This is a genomic window from Rhizobium sp. 05N49 (assembly GCF_056396805.1).
Map to the genome: position 1 here is coordinate 21,860 of NZ_JBFTME010000015.1, position 20,351 is coordinate 42,210.

Below are 20,351 nucleotides of genomic sequence, written 5' to 3' on the forward strand. Positions count from 1 at the left end.
ATGTCCGGCGGGCAGACCTACGATTATATCGTCATCGGCAGCGGAGCGGGCGGCGCCGTCGTCGCCGCACGGCTCGCCGAAGAGGGGCGGACCGTACTCGTCATCGAGGCTGGCGGCGATCCGCTCGCCAAGGTGGGCGACAGTTCCGATATGCCCCTTGCCGATGCCTCCCGCGTGCCGGCCTTTCACGCCTTTGCTTCGGAACATCCCGGCATGGCTGAGAACCATTGGGTGCGCCACTACGAAAACCAGGAGATGCAGGAGCGTGACTGGCGTTACTGCAAGAAAAGGGATGGCGTGCTCTATCCGCGTGTGCGCGGGCTCGGCGGCTGCACCGCCCATCATGCGATGATCATCGTGCGGCCCAATCATTGCGACTGGAACCACATCTTTGCGATCACCGGCGACGAGAGCTGGAAGGCCTCGCACATGCAGGGTTATTTCGAGCGCATCGAACGCTGCCGCTACCGTTTCTTCCTGTGGCGATGGCTCGCCGCCGCAACTGGCCTCAATCCGACCGGCCACGGATGGTGGGGGTGGATGACGACGGAGCGGGCGCTGCCGCTCAGGGTCCTGCGAGACTGGCCGCTGTGGCGGGCACTGCTGCGCAGCGTCGGCGCAGCCGCCGATGCTTTCGGCAAGAGGGGCTCCGACTGGGAGACGACCGAGATCGACCCGAACGACAGCCGCAACTGGAATGTCGGCGCCTGCGGCGTGCGCGTCACGCCACTTTCGACGCGCCGCCACACCAGGCACGGGCCGCGCGAGCGGCTACTCGACGTGCTGAAGCGGCACCCGGACCGCCTAACGCTTCGTTTGAATACCACGGTCACGCGCATTGAATTTGACGGCAAGCGGGCGGTGGCGGTCCGCTGCGTCGACGGTGAGGGACGTGAGCAGGTCATCCGGGCCGGGCGCGAGATCATCCTCTCAGGCGGCGCCTTCGCCTCGCCGCAACTTCTGATGCTTTCCGGCATCGGCGATCCCGCGCATCTGCGCAAGCACAAGATCCGTGTCGTCGAAGCGCTTCCAGGCGTTGGGCGGAACCTGCAGGACCGCTATGAGGTCGGAGTCGTCAGCCGGATGAACGAACCCTGGTCGGCGCTCAAGGGCGTGACCTATACGACGCGCGACGCTCATTACAGGCGATGGCGCAGGTTCCGCATCGGCAATTATACGAGCAACGGCGTCATGTTTTCCCTGACGCTCAAATCCCGCGACACGCTGACGGAACCCGACCTGCATTGTTTCTCGCTGCTGGCCGATTTCCGCGGCTATTATCCCGATTATTCCGCGCGCATCCGCAAGCCGGATTACATGACCTGGGCGATCCTCAAGGCCTATACCGAAAATCAGGGCGGAACGGTCCGGCTGAGAAGCGCCGATCCCGCTGTCCTGCCTGYCGTCGTCTTCCATTCCTTCTCCGAGGGGACCGGCAATTACGACCTCGACCTCGACGCCGTTGTCCATGCCATTCGCTTCGTCAGGAAGGTCAACGATGCCATGGATGATATCATTGCTTGCGAAGAGGAGCCCGGTCGGCAAAACGAGAGCGACGAGGCGCTTCGAAATTACGTCGCCGAAAATGCCTGGGGCCACCATGCCTGCGGCACCTGCGCCATCGGTCCTCGGGAAGATGGCGGCGTGCTCGACAGCCGTTTCCGGGTGCATGGAATCGAAGGCCTGCGCGTCGTCGATGCTTCGGTCTTCCCTCGAATTCCCGGATACTTCCTTGCCACGGCGGTCTACATGATCGCCGAGAAGGCGGCCGACGTCATTCTTGCCGATAGCTGACGGAGTACGGCCATGAACAAACACCAGCCCCGGCTTTGCCGGATGGATCGCCCTTGCCCCGGTATCCTGTTCGACCCGCTGATGGAAATCCTGCAGGGTCTCGTCATTGTCGTTGCGGTGCTTCATTCGGCAAACACAAATGGCGGGGAAGGATCATTTAACGCATCAAGCGGGCCCTCCAAGGCGGTGCGGGGAGGAACCAGCTCCGGCTCGATCATGATCGTCAAAGGCTTCGGCTCTTCGAGAAGGTCAAAACCCCGCTCGAGCATTTTCGAGATATTCGGTCTGATCATGTAAACGGGAAAGGGTAGGAATGAAGCGAACGGATCGTAGTCGAAGCATCCGACGACGATGTCTCCGAACGCCTCTCCGTCGTGGCGCCCCATGAACCGCAATAGCCCTTCAAAATTGATGGACGAGTTGATGAAAAAGCATCTGGGCAGCCTGCCGTGCTTGTCGAAAAAACGGTCGAACGCAAGCGCCGTCGCGCCAGGCGAGTAGCCTGTGATCTCGATATCTCCTTTTGTGACCGCTCCAAATACGGATTGCTTGACGGCATGGAAACCGGCGATACGCTCCCGACTGGCGTGGTCGTTGCGGCCGCCGAACAGGTAGACATCGCCGGCGTGCAGTGGTCCTAATGTTTCGGCATGGCGAATGATGGCCGAAGTCAACGCTTCAGCGCCTTGACGGTTATCCGCAATCACGGATGACGCGAACTTGCCTGGCAGATCGATGTTGACGTGAGGCAGCCCTGCACGCATGCAGATCTCGTGGACGCCATCCGGATCTGTTGCTCCGGCGATAAACAGCGAGTCGATCGCATAGGCGATGAGAGACTCCACCGTACGGCGCTCTTCCTGGGGGTCGCGGCGGCCTGAGACAACCATAGGCACAAGGCCCCGCTTTCGCGCTTCGCTCTCGAAGGTCTGCGCCATGGACGAGAAGAACCTGTTGTCGTAGACGGGCAAAAGCAACCCGACCAGACCCGAACGGGAACTGCGCAGCGCGCGAGCCTGCAGGTTCGCCTTGTAGTCATGCTCTCTGGCCAGCGACAGTATCTTGGCGGCGGTCTCCTCGGAGATGCGCCGCTTGCGCCATGTGCCGTTTAGCACCGAGGCCACTGTCGACGGGGATGCTCCTGACACGACGGACAAATCATAAATAGTTGCTTTTTTTCGTTCTTTTTCAGACATCCGCAAACCTTCCAGTGGCTCTTTCTCTCTAGATCAGCAGTCCTCTTGACGAAAGTCTTTTCCGTGGTAGGGTAATTGCACCATCGATGGTGCATAAATGCAAGACCGATTGTGCATGGAGATGGGGCTTTGAGGAAAGCGACAGGGAGGAGTTCCGCAATGCGGGGCTAACGTTGAGCGCGAGAGCATGGGGCTTTCGCGAACGGTGCTTCCTTGCCGGCTCAGTGGAGGAGGGAATACCCAATGAAAAAGCTATTTGCGATCACGCTCGGCTTGTCCTTGCTCGCGTCAACGGCCTTTGCTGGTCCGAAGATTGGTGTCGTGGTGAAGATCGGTGGCATCCCGTGGTTTAATGCCATGGAGGCGGGCATCAAGGAGCAGAGTGCCAAGCTCGGCGTTGAAGGCTTCATGGTTGGTCCGACCAGTGCCGACCCTGCGCTGCAGGTTCGCGCCATCGAAGACCTGATTGCTCAGAAGGTCGATTACATCGGCGTCGTGCCGAATGATGCCAAGGTTCTCGAACCTGTTCTCAAGAAGGCCCAGGAGGCCGGTATCAAGGTCATTACCCATGAATCGCCCAAGCAGGTCGGCGCCGATTGGGATTTCGAACTGGCCTCCGCCAAGGGCTTCGGCGAGGCGCATGGCAAGCTGCTCGCTGAGAAGATGGGCGGCAAGGGATCGTATGCCGTATTTGTCGGCTCGCTCACCGTGCCCCTGCACAATGCCTGGGCCGATGCAGCAATCGCCTATATCAAGGCGAACTACCCGGACATGAAGCTTGTCGGTGACCGCTACGGCGTGGCTGAAGACGTCGACAAGAGCCGCTCGACCGCGCTCGACCTGATGGCGGCCAACGCTGATCTGACGGGTTTCCTCGCCTTCGGTTCGCAGGGGCCGATCGGTGCGGGTCGTGCTGTCGAAGAGCGCCGCAAGGACGGCAAGGTGTTCGTGATCGGTCCGTTTTCTCCCGGGCAGGGGGCAAAGCTCATCAAGTCTGGTGCGCTGACTGGCGGCTTCATGTGGAACCCCAAGCAGGCCGGTGAAGTCTTCGTGACGCTTGCCGATCGCATCTCCAAGGGTGAGACGCCGAAGGCCGGCGACGACATCGAGGGCCTTGGAAAGATCAACCCCGAGGGCAACACCATCGTCGTCGACCAGTTGCTGGCGATCAACAAGGATAGCATCGACAAGCTTGTCGGCATGGGCCTCTAATCCTCCCTGGACCCAAGCCCGGGGTCGCGGACAATTCCCGCGACCCCCCAGTTTACGAATATCGGAAAACCTGAACCAGCCGCCATCCAGCGGCTGAACAGGAGGATACTCCATGAGCGACGAACCGCTGCTTTCACTCAAGAACATCAAGGTGACCTTCGGCGGCGTGCGCGCGCTGAAGGGCGTATCGTTTGAAGTCAACCCGGGGGAGGTGCATTGCCTGGCGGGGGAGAACGGCTGCGGCAAGAGCACGCTCATCAAGGTCATTACGGGGGTCTACAAGCCACAGGAGGGCGCCGAGTTCTTCTTCGACGGCAAGGCGATCTCGGCCATGACACCCACGTTGGCGCAATCGCTCGGCATCCAGGTGATCTGGCAGGACCTGGCACTGTTCGGGGAAATGACCGTCGCCGAGAACATCGGGTTTCAGTATGCCGTCAACGGCAAATATGGTCTCGTCGACAAACGCGCCATCGAGGAAGCAGCCAGGAAAGCGCTCAGCCGTCTCGGCGTCAGCATCGATATCCATCTTCCATTGAAGGAGCTGCCGATCGCCCAACGCCAGATCGTTGCGATCGCACGCGCTCTTGTCGGCGAGGCGCGTCTTGTCTTCATGGACGAGCCGACCGCTTCGCTGACGCAATCCGAGACCGATTACCTGATCGATATCGTGCGCAACCTGTCGGCGTCCGGAGTGGCCGTGGTCTTCGTCTCGCACCGTCTCGCGGAGGTGCTCGAAATCTCGGACCGCATGACCGTGCTTCGCGACGGAGCGCTGGTTGGCGTCTTCCCTGTCGAGGGCATGACTCAATCACGGGTGACCGAGCTGATGACCGGCAGAAACTTCGACAGTTCCGTCGTCGCCGCCGATCACGACGACGCGCAGGTCGTGCTTTCCGTCCGCGGGCTGACGCGCGCAATGGAGTTCGAAGATATATCGTTCGACCTTCGCCGAGGTGAGACGCTCGGTATTACCGGCCTCCTCGGCGCCGGCCGCACCGAACTGGCGCTTACACTCTTCGGGATGCACCGTCCGCAGGCGGGGGAAATCGCCATCGAGGGCAAGACTGTCAAGTTCGGCTCCAATCGCGACGCAATTCGCGCCGGCGTTGGCTACCTCTCCGAAGACCGTTTGTCTCTCGGCCTCAACCAGCCGCAGTCGATAGCCGACAACCTGGTCATGGCATCGCTTGATAAGCTTCTGTCCGGGGGGATGATCTCGCCCGTGAAGAAGGCGAGTGTGGTCAACCACTGGATTTCGGCGCTCGGTGTCAAGATCGGTACGCCTGACGACCCCATCCGGACGTTATCGGGCGGCAACCAGCAGCGCGTCGCGATTGCCAAATGGCTCGCGATCGGTCCGAAAATCCTCATTCTCGACGCCCCGACCGTGGGCGTAGACGTCGGTGCGCGCGCAGGCATCTTCGAGATCGTGCGCAAGCTTGCTGCGCAGGGCCTTGCGATCATTCTGATCTCCGATGAGCCGCCGGAAGTCTACTTCAATGCGGACCGCATCATTCACATGGTCGAGGGCAGGATCCGCGCAACCTACGACCCGCGACATTTATCGCTCACCGAACTGGAGTCTGCCGTCTATGCGTAGGCTGATCCTTGGACACACAACCGAATTCACGCTCCTGGCGGTCATGGTCGTGCTTTGCGTCGGGCTGTCTTTGGCCACCGATCGGTTTTTTACGATCTCGAACGCGTTCGATGTGCTGAACGTCTCGGCCGTCAACATCATCTTTGCGGTTGGCCTTCTCGTCGTCCTGATCTCGGGCGGGATCGACATTTCCTTCGCTGTGGCCGCCTCGGTGGTCCAATACATTACCGCGCTGGCCCTTGGCGCATTGGGCGGCGGCAACTGGGCGGAAGGCTTCATAATCGCCGGCGCCATCGGCATTGGCCTGGGTCTGATCAACGCGGCCCTGGTTTACCGGCTGCATATCATCTCGATCGTCGCAACCATCTCGACCTTCAACATCTTCTTCGGGCTGCTGATGTTCTTCACCAAGGGCGTGTCGATCTACGACCTGCCGGAATGGCTGACGACGCGCGTGGTATTTTTCGAACGCGAGATGGCTGACGGCTCCTGGATCGAGTTGACACTGCCTGTCGTCGTCATGATCCTTTGCTGCCTCGCGACCTGGTTCATGATTTCCCGCACCACCATCGGACGGCAGCTCTACGCATTTGGTGACAATCCGGAAGGGGCACGCCGCTTCGGGATCAATATCGCGGCGATGCACTACATTTCGTTTGGCTGGATGGGTCTCATGGCCGGGATCGCCGGATTGATGCAGGCCCACTATGCCGAGGAAGTCGTTCCGAACGCCCTCTATGGCCGGGAACTGGATGTCCTGGCGGCTACGGTTCTCGGCGGTGCGAGGCTCGGAGGCGGCAAGGGCTCGGTCATCGGCTGCGTGCTCGGCGTCTTGATGGTCTCGATCACCCAAAACGGTCTCAACCTGATGGGCGTGTCGCCCTTTGCATTCAAGATGATCGTCGGCGCGATCATCCTCATCGCCATCACGCTCTCGTCCGCACGGATCGACAAGCTTTTCCCGTTTCTCGCCACGGATAGCACCAAGAGGAAGGGCACGCACCAATGAAGGCCATGGCTCAAAAGTTCAATGCCACCTTTGGCGCCGATATGACCGGACCGGCTATCGCATTCGTGGCGGTGATCGTCATCTTCGGCCTGGCCGCAAACAATTTCATCTCCGCGGCAACATTCGGTTCGGTTGCCTTCCAGCTTCCTGAACTCGGGCTTCTCACGCTCGCCATGCTGCTTCCCCTCCTGACCGGCGGGATCAACCTCTCCATCACCTTCACGGCAAACCTTTCCGGATTGGCCGCAGCCTCGGTGATGCAGATGTACGGCGGGGCCGACGCGTCTCCAGGCGCGTTCCTGCTCGGTGTCCTTGCCGCACTCGCCACCGGTGGCGCTGCCGGGCTGATGACCGGTGCTGCGATCGCCTACACACGGGCGCATCCAATTCTCGTCACGCTATCCATGATGATCTTCCTGCGTGGCCTCGGCGAGTTTCTGACCCGCGGCGGCGATGTGTCCGGATTCCCTTCCTTCATCGCTCCGATCGGGCATGGTTCGATCCTGGGATTGCCGATCCCGCTTTTGATCTTCATCGCCTGCGTTGGCCTGTGGCAGCTCCTGCTGACGCGCTTCAAACTCGGCTTCGGGCTGTTGATGGTCGGTTCAAATATCGAGGCGGCACGCTACTCCGGCCTGAATACGCGCCGCATACTGGTTCTGGTCTACACGCTTTCGGGCCTCATGTGCGCGGTCGCCGGCGTTATCATGCTCGCCCGTTTCAACTCGGTCCGCGTCGGCCACGGTGAGTCCTATCTGTTGATCACGGTACTTGCGGCGTTTCTCGGCGGCATCAATCCGTTCGGCGGGTTTGGCCGTGTGTTGCCGGTGTTCGTGGCGCTTATCGTGCTCCAGCTTCTGTCTTCCGGCCTCAATCTCATGGGCGCAAACCAGCATCTCGCGACAGCACTCTGGGGCGTGTTGATGATCGTCGTCATGGCGGCAAGAACCATCGTTTCAACCTACATCGCATCGCGCAGAAAGAAGGGGTGACCGTGCAAGGGTTCGGTATTCACGCAAGCATGTGGACAATGAAGTGGGACCGCGCAGGCGCAGAGCGAGCCATCGCCGGCGCAGCCAGGTACAATATGGAATTCATTGAAATTCCGCTCGCAGACGCCGCATCGGTAGATGCCGAGCACACACGCGAGCTCCTGGAAAAGCATGGCCTGCGTGCGGCATGTTCGCTCGTGCTACCGCAGGCCGCCTGGGCATCCGTCCGGCCCGAGGCCGCAATTGAGCACCTGAAGGTGGCGATCGACAAGGCGGCCCAGATGGGAGCCGAGGCGCTTACGGGTGTCACTTATGGCGGCACCAACGAACGCACCGGCGTTCCGCCGACCCAGGCAGAATATGACAATATTGCCCATGCGCTCGGTGCTGCAGCCAAGCAGGCCAAGGCCCAAGGTATCCAATTCGGTGTGGAAGCGGTGAACCGGTACGAGAGCCATTTGATCAACTCGGCAGAACAGGCCGTGGCCCTGGTCGAACGCATCGGGATGGACAACGTCTTTGTCCACCTCGACACATTCCACATGAACATCGAGGAAAAGGGGGCAGCCAACGGCATTCTCGTTGCGCGTGAGCATCTCAAATACATGCATTTGTCCGAGAGCGACCGTGGAACGCCTGGAGCAGGAAACGTCCCTTGGGATTCGATTTTCGCCGCTCTGTCTGCGATCGGCTTCAAGGGCGCGCTGACCTTGGAGAGCTTCGTCAGCATGCCGCCGGAGATGGCCGGCGATATATCGACGTGGCGCCCGGTCGCGCGTGACGAGGACGAAGTCATGGGCAACGGCCTCTCGTTCCTACGCAACAAAGCCGCGCAGTATCAACTGGCATGACTTCGAGATGGTCGGCGTTTCCAGATGGTCTTAGCCGCCGAAAATGCGGCGAAGCAATGGGAGGAACTCATTGAGCAAAATTGATGAAAACGCGCAGAAGATAGCGAAGATCGCGGTTCAGCGCTTTGCGGAAAACGGCGGTCGGAGAGTTCTGATAGCGATTGCAGGTGCGCCGGGTTCAGGCAAATCGACGCTCGCGGAGCGCGCCGTCGAAGCGATCAGTAACGACCACCGTCTGGAAGCTGCGCTGTTCCCGATGGACGGATATCACTACGACGATGCCGTCTTGGAGCAGATGGGCCGCCGCCCCTACAAGGGAGCAATCGATACATTCGATGCGCATGGTTTGCGCCACATGCTCAAGCGCCTGAAGGCCAACGAGGATGACGTTGTTGCCGTTCCGGTATTCGACCGCTCGATCGAGATTGCTCGCGCCGGCGGCAGTCTCATTCCTCAGTCTACAAAGATCATCGTCTGCGAGGGTAACTACCTGCTTGCGCGACAGGCTCCCTGGGACAAGTTGAAAGAGATTTTCGACTTCACGGTGTTTGTTGACGTGGACGAGGCTCACCTGCGGCAGAGACTTCAAAACCGCTGGCGCAACTACGGCCTGGACGCTGCGGAAATTCGCCGGAAGGTCGAAGAGAACGATCTTCCTAACGGCCTTGCAATCGTGGCCGGAAGCGCCGAGCCCGATCTCCACATCGAGAACAACTGATCCGTCCAGGCCGAGCGGAGGTCGCCGCGACAGTCCACTGTCAACCCCGCCAAGGACGATCGGCGGGATCTACAACTGAAACTTGGAGACTCCTATGAAACACGGGATTTATTATTCTTACTGGGAACATGAGTGGAGCGCCAAGTTCGGCCCCTATGTCGAAAAGGTCGCGAAACTTGGCTTCGACGTCATCGAGGTCGCCGCACATCACATCAATGACTACAGTGATGCCGAACTTGCGGAAATCAGACGGACTGCCAAGGATAACAACATCATCCTGACGGCCGGAATTGGCCCGTCGAAGGCCAAGAATCTGTCGTCACCGGATATTGCGGTGCGCCAGGCGGGAAAGGCATTCTTCGAGCAGACGCTCACAAATGTCGCAAAGCTTGATATCAAGACAATTGGTGGCGCGCTTCATTCCTATTGGCCAGTGGACTACTCCAAGCCAGTCGACAAGGAGGGCGATCGGGCGCGCGGGGTCGAGGGCATTCATGGCATTGCGGACTTCGCCGGAAACCTCGGTATCAATCTTTGCATCGAAGTGCTCAACCGCTTTGAGAACCACGTTCTCAACACTGCTGCGGAGGGCGTGGCATTCGTCAAGGACGTCGGGAAGCCGAATGTCAAAGTGATGCTCGATACTTTCCATATGAACATCGAGGAAGACAGTTTCGGAGAAGCGATCCGTACCGCTGGCCCGCTGCTCGGACATTTCCATACCGGCGAAAGCAATCGCCGCGTCCCCGGTAAAGGCAGAATGCCTTGGCACGAGATCGGTCTTGCACTCCGCGATATTAATTACGCGGGCGTCGTTGTCATGGAGCCGTTCGTAAAGACCGGCGGAACGATCGGGTCAGACATCAGGGTTTGGCGCGATCTGAGCGATGGCGCGGACGAAGCAAAAATGGACGAGGATGCGCGGAGCGCCCTTGCATTTTCTCGATTTGTGCTCGGCGGTTGACCTTTCCGAAGCCCTCATCTGACGTGCATCACGATCTCTAGACCTCTACGAGATGCAGGGAGCCGGATCGCCGAAACCCTGCAGTCGTGATAGGTGCCGTGGCGACCTGTTTTCTCAAGGTTTGCGACGGCAATTGGCCTGATGGGGCTTCTAGTCGCGGCAAATAGACCGAGATAAGTAGACCCCATTTCGTTTCCACGATCGCAACCGTCACAGGGGTATCGCGCCCTACAGTTCTCAATGCGCTGCCTCGCCGGCCGGTCTTGCGTCTGCGTTGACTTCGGCGCTGCTTTTTGGAATTGACATATTCGTTTTGGGTAATGCCTGAGAAGCCTCCCAGGTAAGACGTGCAGCGCTGTTCCGAAATGCCGCGAGGGAAGAAGATTGCGAAGCCGACGGACCGATGGTCGCCCCACGATTGCGGATGTTGCGCGCCTGGCCGGAGTTGGCGCGATCACGGTGTCGCGGGCGCTGCGCGATCCGAGCCAGGTTTCCGCCGCCCTTCGCGCCAATATCGACAAGGCGGTGAAGGAACTGAACTATGTTCCCAATCTCAGCGCCCGGGCGCTTGCGTCCGTCAGGGCCGATGTCATCGGTGTGCTGGTCCCCTCGCTCACCCAGAACATCTTCTCCGACGTTTTACGCGGTGTGTACGACGGCGTGGAAGGTACGGAACTGCAGATCCAGATGGGCAACACCCGCTACCAGCCGGAAGAGGAAGAGCGGCTGATCGCACAGATGTTGCGGCAGAAGCCGGCGGGCATGATCGTCTCTGGTACCGAACAGAACGACCGGTCGCGCGAGATGCTGGAAAATGCCAGGTGTCCGGTTATCCAGATCATGGACCTGACGGACAAGCCGATCGATACGATCATCGGCTTTTCACATTATGAGGCGGGGCGGGCGATCACCCGTCACCTGATCGAGGCGGGCTATCGGCATATCGGTTTTCTAAGCGGCTGGCTGAATGGCCGTTCCTTCGGCCGTTATTCCGGTCTGAAGGACACGCTGACGGAAGCCGGCATCTATAACCCGAGCTATATTTCGCCGATCGACAGAAGCGACCATATTCCCGAAGGGGTAGGCTGGGAAACGCCGCGTTTTGCAACCCCTTCGACAGGCCGCAAGCTGATGGCCAATCTTCTGGACGCTAATCCAGATATGGACGCCGTCTTCTGCAACAATGACGTCATGGCGCTTGGCGCGCTGTTCGAGTGTATGGAGCGCGGTATCCGCGTGCCCGAGGATTTCGGTATCGCCGGCTTCAACGATTTCGACATCATGGCCGCAGCCTATCCTTCGATCACCAGCGTGCGCAGCCCACGCTGGGAATCCGGCTATAACGCCGTCATGGCGCTCCGTCGCCGCTTGAACGGAGACGACGGTGGAGACCGGATTATCGACCTGGGCTTCAAAATCCAGAGACGCGTCAGCACCGACCGCAGCGGTGAACTGCGGCGTGGGCTGACTGGCCACTGACGCCTGGAGTACCGCGTTTCGCCTTCGGCATATGTCGCTATTTGAATAAGAGCTTTTCCGAAACGCCCATAAATCTGCGGCCGAACAAACTTGACGCTTATGTCTGGTAGCGCTACCGTCCCCTTGCGCTGCTCGTCGACCCAGAAGACGCTCCACAATAAAAACACAGGAAATCAAGCTTCAGACGGGATGCAGCGCCTCGATAAGGGAGGATCTGAGCATGGCGATTACTCGACGTCGATTCATGGAAAACTCTGCGGCTGCTGTTGTCGGCGCCGGTATTGCGGCAAGCCTGGGGCCGGCCGCTTTTGCGCAAGCCACCGATACATTGAAAATTGCTTTTGCTGCCCGCGGCCTCAAGACGATCGATCCTGCAAAGTCGATCCAGGGTGTCGATAACTGGGCGATTATTCACATTTACGACAAGCTTGTTGACCTGCCGCTCTGGAAGTTTCCGGCAACGATAGACGAACTCGTACCGCGCCTTGCGACGAGCTGGAGCTCGACACCGGATTCAAAGTCCTGGACCCTGAAACTCCGCCAAGGCGTCAAATTTCACAAGGGTTATGGTGAGATGACGTCCGCGGACGTCAAGTTCACGTTCGATCGCATTCGCGATGCCGTTCGCGTGGGCGGGGTACGTCCGAAATTCACCAATATCAGCGAGGTCGTGGCTGACGATCCTTACACGGTCACCTTCAAGTTGGCGCAGCCGGACCCGCTCTTCCTGCTCGGTGCTCTCAGCGACTACGACGCCTCGGTCATGAGCAAGAAGGCAGTTGAGGAAAAAGGCGAAGAACCGATCGGCCGTGATCCGATCGGAACCGGTCCTTACGTGCTGGAGACAGTCTATCCGGATCCGTCGCAGGGCGTCATGCTGGTCGCCAATGCGGAGCACTGGGACGTCCAGCCGGCGACACCGAAGCTGCAATGCCTCTATATCGCCGATACGACGGCGCGTACGCTGGCGCTGCTGTCAGGCGACGTGCATCTGATCGAGGGCGTTCGCGCCCCCGGCTGGGCGGCCTCCATGTCGCAGCGCGATCCGAACCTGATCTTCGACGTCGCCAGCCCCGGCAGTTTCTTCACCATGCAGGTCAACCTAACGAAGAAGCCTTTCGACGATGTGCGTGTGCGCCAGGCGCTCTTTTATGCGATCGACCGCGACGAAATCACCACAGCAATCGCGCCGATCAGCAAGCGTACCTATGGGCTCAATCCGCCCTCCTATCCCGGTGGCTTCTCCGCGGAGAACATTCCGGCGGACGTTGCCTACAAGTATGATCCCGAAAAGGCCAAATCCCTGCTTGCAGAAGCCGGATTCCCTGATGGTTTCAGCTTCAAGAACGATACGTCGCAGCGCGAGGACTTTTCGGCGATCATGCTGATGATCCAGGCGCAGTTGCGCAAGGTCGGCATCAACATGGAACTCAACATCAAGGACCATACCGCCTTCCATGCCGATCAGAACATCGGCACCAACACACTGTCGCAGCAGTCATCTGCACTGCCGCCGGTGCCGACACAGGTGATCGTCACCTACTTGTCGAAAGGCGCCGAAGTTCGCTCGGATGGCAATGGCGGGGCAAATATGAGCCATTACGGCGTTGCCATTCCAGGGATCGACGACCTCCTGGGCAAGGCGCTTGCCGAACCGGACCTCAACAAGCGTCTGGAAATCGTCAAGGAAATCGAGATCAAAGCACTCACGGACGCGGTCATCCTGCCCGTTTCCAACAACGGCTTCATGGTCGTTCGCTCCGAAAAAGTCGATCTCGGCTACGACGTGGTTTCCGGCTATGTGAACTGGCCGCTGACCAAGGCCAAGATCAAGGCCTGAACCGTTGAGGGCGGCGGGTGGAAGAAGAGAAATGCCTCCGCCGCTCTAAGCTTTGTTGAAGCATCGGATTACCCTGAAAACCGCTTCATAAGTTTCAGCCCGGTGCTCCAGTCGCGAACACGCTCCGACATCGTCATCTCTCCCCGCTGTTGAACCGGGGTGTTGCGCCCTGCGCGCAGATATTGGTCCTTCTCCTGTGAGGTCAGACATGGCGCAAGCCAACACCATATCCATGAGCCTGCCATCCAAGCCGCTTTCGGACGGCGTCACATGGGCAATCGACGAACTGCGCAGCCGCCTGAAGCGGAGGGGCGCGAAATTCTCGGACAACGCATCGGGGCAGGACATCTCGATCAACGTGGCCGAGGTGGGATCGCCGCAGGCGCCGGCTGCGATGGCGCGTAGTGAGGAGGCTTTTGCTCTCACCCGGGACGGCAACAGGATTACCGTCTGGGCGCATGACGACAGGGGCATGGTCTATGCTTTGACCGAACTCGCCGACCGGGTGCGCTATAGCGGTGATGAAGACCTGTTCGCCGGCAAGTTTCCGGTTACCGAACAACCGTCTGCCCGCATCCGCAGCATCGCCCGGCTTTTCTGCAGCGAGGAGGAAGACAAGATCTGGTTCTACGACAAGCAGCAATGGCGCGACTATCTGACCATGCTGGCATCGAACCGCTTCAACCGTTTCGCCCTGACGCTTGGCATGGGCTACAACTATCCCTACCACAATCCGTGGATTACCGACGTCTACTTCTATTTCCCCTATCCGTTTCTCTTGAAGCTGCCGGGTTACGGCGTCGAGGTCACCGAGCTCTCCGATGAGGAGCGCGAAACCAATCTTGAGATGTTGAAATTCATTGGTCGTGAGGCGGCCAGGCGCGGATTGGAATTCCAGCTGGCGCTCTGGACGCAGCGCTATGATTTCGACGATGTCCCGCGAGCCAATTACACGGTTACAGGCGTGACGGATGATAATCTCGCCCCTTATTGCCGTGACGCGATCACCGAATTGCTGCGGCAGGTGCCTGAGATTACTGGTCTGACATTCCGCGTCCATGTCGAGGGCGGCATCGCCGAAGGCGAATACGGCTTCTGGAAGGAGGCGTTTGCAGGTGTTGCCGCAGCCGGTCGTCCAGTCGAGATCGACATGCATGGCAAGGGTCTCGATCACACCATGCTGCAGATCGCCCGGGAGTCCGGCATGCCCTTTGCCGCTTCGCCAAAATATCTCGCCGAGCATATGGGGCCGCCCTATCACCAGTCAGCTATCCGCAACAAGGAATACCCGCCGGAAGTGGCGCGCAGCGAGCGCGAGCAGCTCAGCGAAGGGTCCCGAAAATTCCTGCGCTACAGCTATGGTGATCTTCTGACGAAGGACAAGGACTACAAGGTCATCTATCGCATCTGGGCGGGAACGCAGCGCGTGCTTCTCTGGGGCGATCCGGAATTTGCTGCCGGTTATGGCCGCAGCTCCATGTTCGCAGGCTCCGATGGCGTTGAATGGTGCGAGCCGCAGAGCTTCAAGGGCCGTATGGGCACCGGCATTCCCGGTGGCCGCTTCAATTACCAGAAGCACGGTCTGCCGACGCGCTACGACTGGCAGAAATATGAGTATCAATACCGTATCTGGGGGCGACTGCTCTACTATCCTGAAGCGCCGCGCGAAAGCTGGATGCGTTATCTCGAACATGAATGCGGCGATGCCGCCGCCGATTGCGAGAAGGGGCTCTCCTGGGCAAGCCGCGTGCTGCCGCTGATCACCCTGGCGCATGGCCCTTCGGCCTCTAACAATCACTACTGGCCGGAGGTCTATACCAACCTCCCGCTTGTCGAGGGCTCGGGCCGTCGCGCCTACGCTTTCGACATGGAAGGGCCGGTCCGTTTCGGAAATGCGCCGACCTTCGATTCAGCGCTCTTTGCCAATGCGCGCGAATATGCGGAACTGCTTCTCGCGGGAAAGCCCTCGCATCGCTACACGCCGCTTGATGTGGCCGACTGGCTGGACGAGATGGCGGAAGGCTGTGAGACGGCGCTAACGGGTGTGAAGGCGACCGAAAGCTTCGGCTCCGCCACTGTCCAGCGCATCATGATCGATGTGCAGATCTCAGCCGGCATCGCCCGTTTCTTTGCCGAGCGGTTCCGCGCGGCTTGTTGGGCCGAGCTGTTCATTGCCACCAAGGTGACGACACTGATCGAGCCGGCAATCGATCACGCCAAGCGGTCGGTCATGGCCTGGCAGGCGGCCGCTGATATTTCGCGCGATGTCTACCACGACGATCTGACTTACGGACCACAATCCTGGCTGCGTGGTTCCTGGCAGTCCCGCCTGCCGGAGATGGCGGCCGAGGTTCTCGACCTGGAGTCACTGCGCGGCGGCGGCAAGTTTGAATCGGTGCAGGCGGGCGAACAGGTGCTCGCAGCCGTGAGAGCACTCAAGGCTCGCCGACCTGTGATCGCCAGCGCGGCAGGCATCATAGCCCCCGCGACGTTCAAGGCGGGCGAAGCCCTCACGGTGCGTGTCAATGAAACCATGGACGAGGAACCGGTGCTGCACTATCGTCACGTCAATCAGGCCGAGCGTTGGAGTTCGGCGAAGATGACACGGAATGGCAATGGCTTCGACGCCACCATTCCCGGCGATTACACCGACTCCAAGTTTCACCTGCAGTTTTTCGTCAGCTCGAGGAGGGGCGGGCGAAGCGTGCTGTCACCGGGTCTTGAGGACAATCTGTCCAACGAGCCCTATTACACGGCGCTGCAGAACTGAAGTTTGCATACCATCATGGACGTCCGTTGACGGGAACGCCGGCGGCGCCAAAGGAGGAGACCGCTCCGGCGGTAACAGGGAGGAGACGGATCTGTGACCCGGTATCTCTTGTTCAGGCTAGCGGATGCCATTCCGACCATCCTGCTGGTTTTGACGCTCGTCTTCATCGCCATGCGCATTCTGCCTGGCGATCCGGCGATTGCGGCGCTTGGCGACAATGCCACGGCCGAACAGCTCCAGCTCTTTCGCGAGCGCATGGGGCTGAATGCCCCCCTGTGGCAGCAATATATCAACTTTGTCATCGGAACGCTCAGCCTGGATTTCGGCCGTTCGGTCATGACCGACCAGCCGGTGCTCGGCCTGATCGCCTATAATCTTCCCTATACGATCGAGCTGACGATTGTCGCGATGATCATGGGGGTTGTCGTTGGCGTACCCTTCGGCGTTTGGGCGGCAACGCACCGCAACGGATTGCCGGATTCGGCCATGCGCGGTTTTTCGCTGTTTGGCTACGCCATTCCCGATTTTTATCTCGGCGCGCTGCTTCTCATCACCTTCGCGCTCAATCTCGGCTGGTTCCCTATCAATGGGGGCGGCACAGGCTTCATCGACCGCATGCACCACGTGTTCCTGCCGGCGCTGACACTGGCCCTTGTGAAGGCTGCCTTTATTGGTCGCCTGACGCGCACATCGCTGCTGGAAGTCATGGGCCGCGATTATGTGCGAACTGCTCGTGCCAAGGGCGCGCGCGAAACGCGCGTCATCTATCGCCATGGATTGCGCAACGCGCTTCTGCCGCTGACGACCGGGCTTGGCCTCAGCATGCTGGCAACCCTCTCCGGCTCGGTGGCGATAGAACTCGTCTTCAATCGTCCCGGCATCGGCAAGCTTTTGATCAGCGCCATCGCCGAGCGCGACTACGGTGTCATCCAGGGGGGCGTCGTCGTCTTCGCGATGTTCGTCGTGCTGATCAACCTGGCGATGGACCTCATCTACATCGTTGTCGATCCAAGAATCCGGGTGAAATGATGGCCACATCAGAACAGGCTCCCCAGATCATCACGGACGACCACCGGCTGGCAGATGCGTTCCGCCACATTCTCTATGGGCGGATATCGACCAGCTTTGCGTTGCTTGTGGTATTGATCTTCATCTTCGTCGCCGCCTTTGCACCTTGGCTCGCGCCTTACGACCCACTCGCCCAAAGCATCCTGGCGATCAACCAGAAACCGTCAGCAGCCCATTGGCTCGGAACCGATCAGTTCGGACGCGATGTGCTGTCGCGCATGATCTATGGCTCGCGCAATTCGCTGATCTTCGGCTTCATCTCGCCGGTTCTGGCAGCGATCTTCGGCACGCTGCTCGGCGTCACGGCCGGTTATTTCGGCGGCATCACCGATCGCATCATTTCGCGCCTGATCGATCTGCTGCTCGCTTTCCCGGAATTGCTGCTCGCCATCATCATCGCCGCTGTTCTCGGCGGTGGCTTCTGGAATATCATCGCAGTCATCACCGTCGCCTTCATTCCCGGCTTCGCCCGCGTCGCCCGTGCCTCGACACTGGCCGTCAAGCAAGAACCTTACGTGGAAGCGGCAATCGCGGTCGGCGTGCGCACGCCTGTCATCATTTTCCGGCACATCATCCCGAATATCGCAGCCCCCATCGTCGTGCTGATGACGCTCTGGGTCGCGTCAGCCATCCGCCTCGAAGCCTCGCTCAGCTTCCTCGGCATCGGCACTCAGCCGCCGAATCCGAGCTGGGGCAATATCATTCGCGACGGTCTCAATAACCTCTTCGGTTCGCCTTGGCCGATCATCGGTGCCGGCATTGCGATCACGCTCGTCGTCCTCTCCTTCAACCTGATCGGCGACGCCGTGCGCGACGTGCTCGATCCGGAGACGGCGCAATGAAGCAGCCCTTGCTGAGCGTCGAGCATCTGCGGGTAGAATTCGGAACGGCGACGAACCCTGTTGTCGTCGTCGACGATGTGAGCTTCGAGATCGAGGCCGGCGGAGCGGTCGGAATCGTTGGCGAGTCTGGTTCCGGCAAGTCGATCACGTCGCTGTCGATCATGCGGCTTGTGCCGGAGCTCTGTCGGATTTCCGCTGGCAAAGTTAGTTTCGAGGGCAACGATCTGCTGAAGCTGCCGGCAAGCGCGATGCCTGAGATCCGCGGTCGCGATATCGCGATGATCTTTCAGGAGCCGATGAGTTCTCTGAACCCGGTCATGACGATCGGCGACCAGATCGGCGAGGCGATCAAGCTCCATGAGAGGATGAGCCGCCAACAGCGCCGCGCGCGCATCATCGAACTTCTGAAACTCGTCGGCATCCCCAATCCGGAAGGCCGCCTCGATGCTTATCCGCATCAGTTCTCCGGCGGCATGCGCCAGCGCGTGATGATCGCCATGGCCGTTGCCTGCAATCCGAAACTCTTGATCGCCGACGAACCGACAACGGCACTCGACGTCACCATCCAGGCCCAGGTGCTCGACCTGATGGCGAAGGTGCGCAAGACGCTGAACACCGCCGTGCTCTTGATCTCGCACGATCTCGGCGTCATCGCCGAAGTCTGCGATCGCGTCATCGTCATGTATGCCGGACGAGTGGTCGAGGACGCCGATGTCCGCTCGATCTTCAGGAACCCGAGCCATCCCTATACGCGCGGCCTGCTTCAGTCCATTCCGCGCCTCGACGACGAGCGCTCGCGTCTCTACCAGATCCCCGGCTCCGTGCCGCTTGCCGGCACCGTCAAGCAGGGCTGTCCCTTCTACGCCCGCTGTCCTTTGCATATCGATAAGTGCCGCAGTGAAATGCCGCCGATGTTTGCCTTCGGCCCGAAACATAAGGCCGCCTGCTGGGTCACCGCCGAAAACAAGGCATCCCTCCCATCGATCGAGGAGCATATGTGATGAATGCGATCCTGCGTGCTGAAGGGTTGAGCAAGGTCTTTTCCGACGGTGGCATGCTGTCCTTCAAGCAGGAGAGCAGTGGCGTGCGCGCTGTCGATGATTTGAGTTTCGAGATCTTGCGTGGCGAAACGCTGGCGCTGGTGGGTGAATCCGGCTGCGGCAAGTCCACGCTCGGACGGTTGCTGCTGAGGCTGATCGAGCCGACGGATGGTCGCGTCTTCTTCGAGGGCACGGAACTGACGGCGTTGTCGCACGAGAAGATGCGCAGCATGCGCCGCAATGTGCAGATGATCTTTCAGGACCCCTATGGTTCACTCAGCCCGCGCCGCTCCATCGCGGAAATCATCGGAGAACCGCTGGACGCCTTTGGTCTCGTCCGCTCGAAGCGCGAACGGCGCGAAAAGGTCGCCGATCTCCTGACCCAGGTCGGTCTGCCAACGAGCGCTATGGACCGCTATCCCAGGCAGTTTTCCGGCGGTCAGCGTCAACGCATCGGTATTGCCCGGGCGATCTCCCTCAATCCCGGCTTTATCGTCGCCGACGAGCCGGTCTCGGCGCTCGATGTTTCCGTGCAGGCGCAGATCATCAACCTGATGCAGGATTTGCAGGAGACGAAGGGTTTCTCCTTCCTCTTTATCGCTCACGACCTCGCCGTCGTGCGCCATATCGCCGACCGCGTAGCGGTGATGTATCTCGGCAGGATCGTAGAGATCGGCGACAAACGGAAGGTCTATTCGGCCCCGCAGCACCCTTATACGCAGGCACTACTGTCGGCTGCGCCAGAGCCCGACCCGGATCGCAAAAGCCGCCGTATCGTGCTTGAAGGCGATGTGCCGAGCCCATCGCGCATTCCGTCCGGCTGCAGCTTCCATACGCGCTGCCCGATTGCCAAGGACATTTGCAAGGTCGAGCGGCCCGCCCTGAAAGAGGTTGCGAGCGGTCAGATGGCCGCCTGCCATTTCGCCGCTCCCAATCCAATCCCGCCGCGCGTGCGGGAAGTCGTCGCCTAGCC

At 59.9% G+C, this 20,351-nt stretch carries 16 protein-coding genes; 15 read left to right on the top strand and 1 reads right to left on the bottom strand.

The genetic code is table 11. The features are described 5' to 3' along the window. On the top strand, positions 1-1,794 hold the full coding sequence (locus tag AC1DF8_RS25600) for a GMC family oxidoreductase (protein ID WP_478155524.1): 1,794 nt from the start codon (positions 1-3) through the stop codon (positions 1,792-1,794). A gap of 122 nt (positions 1,795-1,916) precedes the next feature. Here the strand turns inward: AC1DF8_RS25600 and AC1DF8_RS25605 are convergent, their stop codons facing one another. Continuing rightward, positions 1,917-2,990 (bottom strand): LacI family DNA-binding transcriptional regulator, encoded by a 1,074-nt coding sequence (locus tag AC1DF8_RS25605; RefSeq protein WP_112542369.1) that lies wholly within the window; start codon positions 2,988-2,990, stop codon positions 1,917-1,919. 243 nt (positions 2,991-3,233) lie between these two features. On the opposite strand from AC1DF8_RS25605, the gene AC1DF8_RS25610 reads away from it, so the two are divergent. From AC1DF8_RS25610 to AC1DF8_RS25675, 14 genes are all read left to right on the top strand, one after another. Beyond that, positions 3,234-4,202, top strand: a complete 969-nt coding sequence (locus AC1DF8_RS25610) for a substrate-binding domain-containing protein (RefSeq protein ID WP_112542368.1) — start codon at positions 3,234-3,236, stop codon at positions 4,200-4,202. 112 nt (positions 4,203-4,314) lie between these two features. Further along, positions 4,315-5,805: a sugar ABC transporter ATP-binding protein gene (locus AC1DF8_RS25615; protein ID WP_478155525.1), complete on the top strand. Its 1,491-nt coding sequence runs from the start codon at positions 4,315-4,317 to the stop codon at positions 5,803-5,805. Further along, positions 5,798-6,814 (top strand): ABC transporter permease, encoded by a 1,017-nt coding sequence (locus AC1DF8_RS25620; protein ID WP_112542366.1) that lies wholly within the window; start codon positions 5,798-5,800, stop codon positions 6,812-6,814. The genes AC1DF8_RS25615 and AC1DF8_RS25620 overlap by 8 nt, the downstream gene beginning before the upstream one ends. Next, a complete protein-coding gene (locus tag AC1DF8_RS25625; protein WP_113014745.1) occupies positions 6,811-7,806 on the top strand; it encodes an ABC transporter permease in 996 nt (331 codons plus the stop codon). The genes AC1DF8_RS25620 and AC1DF8_RS25625 overlap by 4 nt, the downstream gene beginning before the upstream one ends. 2 nt (positions 7,807-7,808) lie before the next feature. After that, on the top strand, positions 7,809-8,657 hold the full coding sequence (locus AC1DF8_RS25630) for a sugar phosphate isomerase/epimerase family protein (RefSeq protein WP_478155590.1): 849 nt from the start codon (positions 7,809-7,811) through the stop codon (positions 8,655-8,657). Positions 8,658-8,727: 70 nt separating this feature from the next. Then, the gene (locus AC1DF8_RS25635; RefSeq protein ID WP_113117728.1) at positions 8,728-9,375 is read left to right on the top strand and encodes a nucleoside triphosphate hydrolase; all 648 of its coding nucleotides are present in this window, start codon (positions 8,728-8,730) and stop codon (positions 9,373-9,375) included. 94 nt (positions 9,376-9,469) lie between these two features. Next, positions 9,470-10,339 carry a D-psicose 3-epimerase gene (locus AC1DF8_RS25640; RefSeq protein ID WP_113117727.1) on the top strand — a complete coding sequence of 290 codons (870 nt, stop codon included), beginning with the start codon at positions 9,470-9,472 and terminating at the stop codon, positions 10,337-10,339. A 384-nt stretch (positions 10,340-10,723) separates the two neighbouring features. Beyond that, on the top strand, positions 10,724-11,818 hold the full coding sequence (locus AC1DF8_RS25645) for a LacI family DNA-binding transcriptional regulator (protein ID WP_112542362.1): 1,095 nt from the start codon (positions 10,724-10,726) through the stop codon (positions 11,816-11,818). 220 nt (positions 11,819-12,038) lie between these two features. Beyond that, positions 12,039-13,658: an ABC transporter substrate-binding protein gene (locus tag AC1DF8_RS25650; RefSeq protein ID WP_478155526.1), complete on the top strand. Its 1,620-nt coding sequence runs from the start codon at positions 12,039-12,041 to the stop codon at positions 13,656-13,658. 208 nt (positions 13,659-13,866) lie between these two features. Next, positions 13,867-16,428, top strand: a complete 2,562-nt coding sequence (locus AC1DF8_RS25655; RefSeq protein WP_478155527.1) for a hypothetical protein — start codon at positions 13,867-13,869, stop codon at positions 16,426-16,428. A gap of 93 nt (positions 16,429-16,521) precedes the next feature. Next, a complete protein-coding gene (locus AC1DF8_RS25660) occupies positions 16,522-17,457 on the top strand; it encodes an ABC transporter permease (protein WP_112971600.1) in 936 nt (311 codons plus the stop codon). Continuing rightward, on the top strand, positions 17,454-18,338 hold the full coding sequence (locus tag AC1DF8_RS25665; protein ID WP_246781625.1) for an ABC transporter permease: 885 nt from the start codon (positions 17,454-17,456) through the stop codon (positions 18,336-18,338). The genes AC1DF8_RS25660 and AC1DF8_RS25665 overlap by 4 nt, the downstream gene beginning before the upstream one ends. After that, positions 18,335-19,339, top strand: coding sequence for an ABC transporter ATP-binding protein (locus AC1DF8_RS25670; RefSeq protein WP_478155528.1), 1,005 nt, complete (start codon positions 18,335-18,337; stop codon positions 19,337-19,339). The genes AC1DF8_RS25665 and AC1DF8_RS25670 overlap by 4 nt, the downstream gene beginning before the upstream one ends. Next, positions 19,336-20,349: an ABC transporter ATP-binding protein gene (locus AC1DF8_RS25675; RefSeq protein WP_478155529.1), complete on the top strand. Its 1,014-nt coding sequence runs from the start codon at positions 19,336-19,338 to the stop codon at positions 20,347-20,349. The genes AC1DF8_RS25670 and AC1DF8_RS25675 overlap by 4 nt, the downstream gene beginning before the upstream one ends. Positions 20,350-20,351 lie beyond the last annotated feature (2 nt).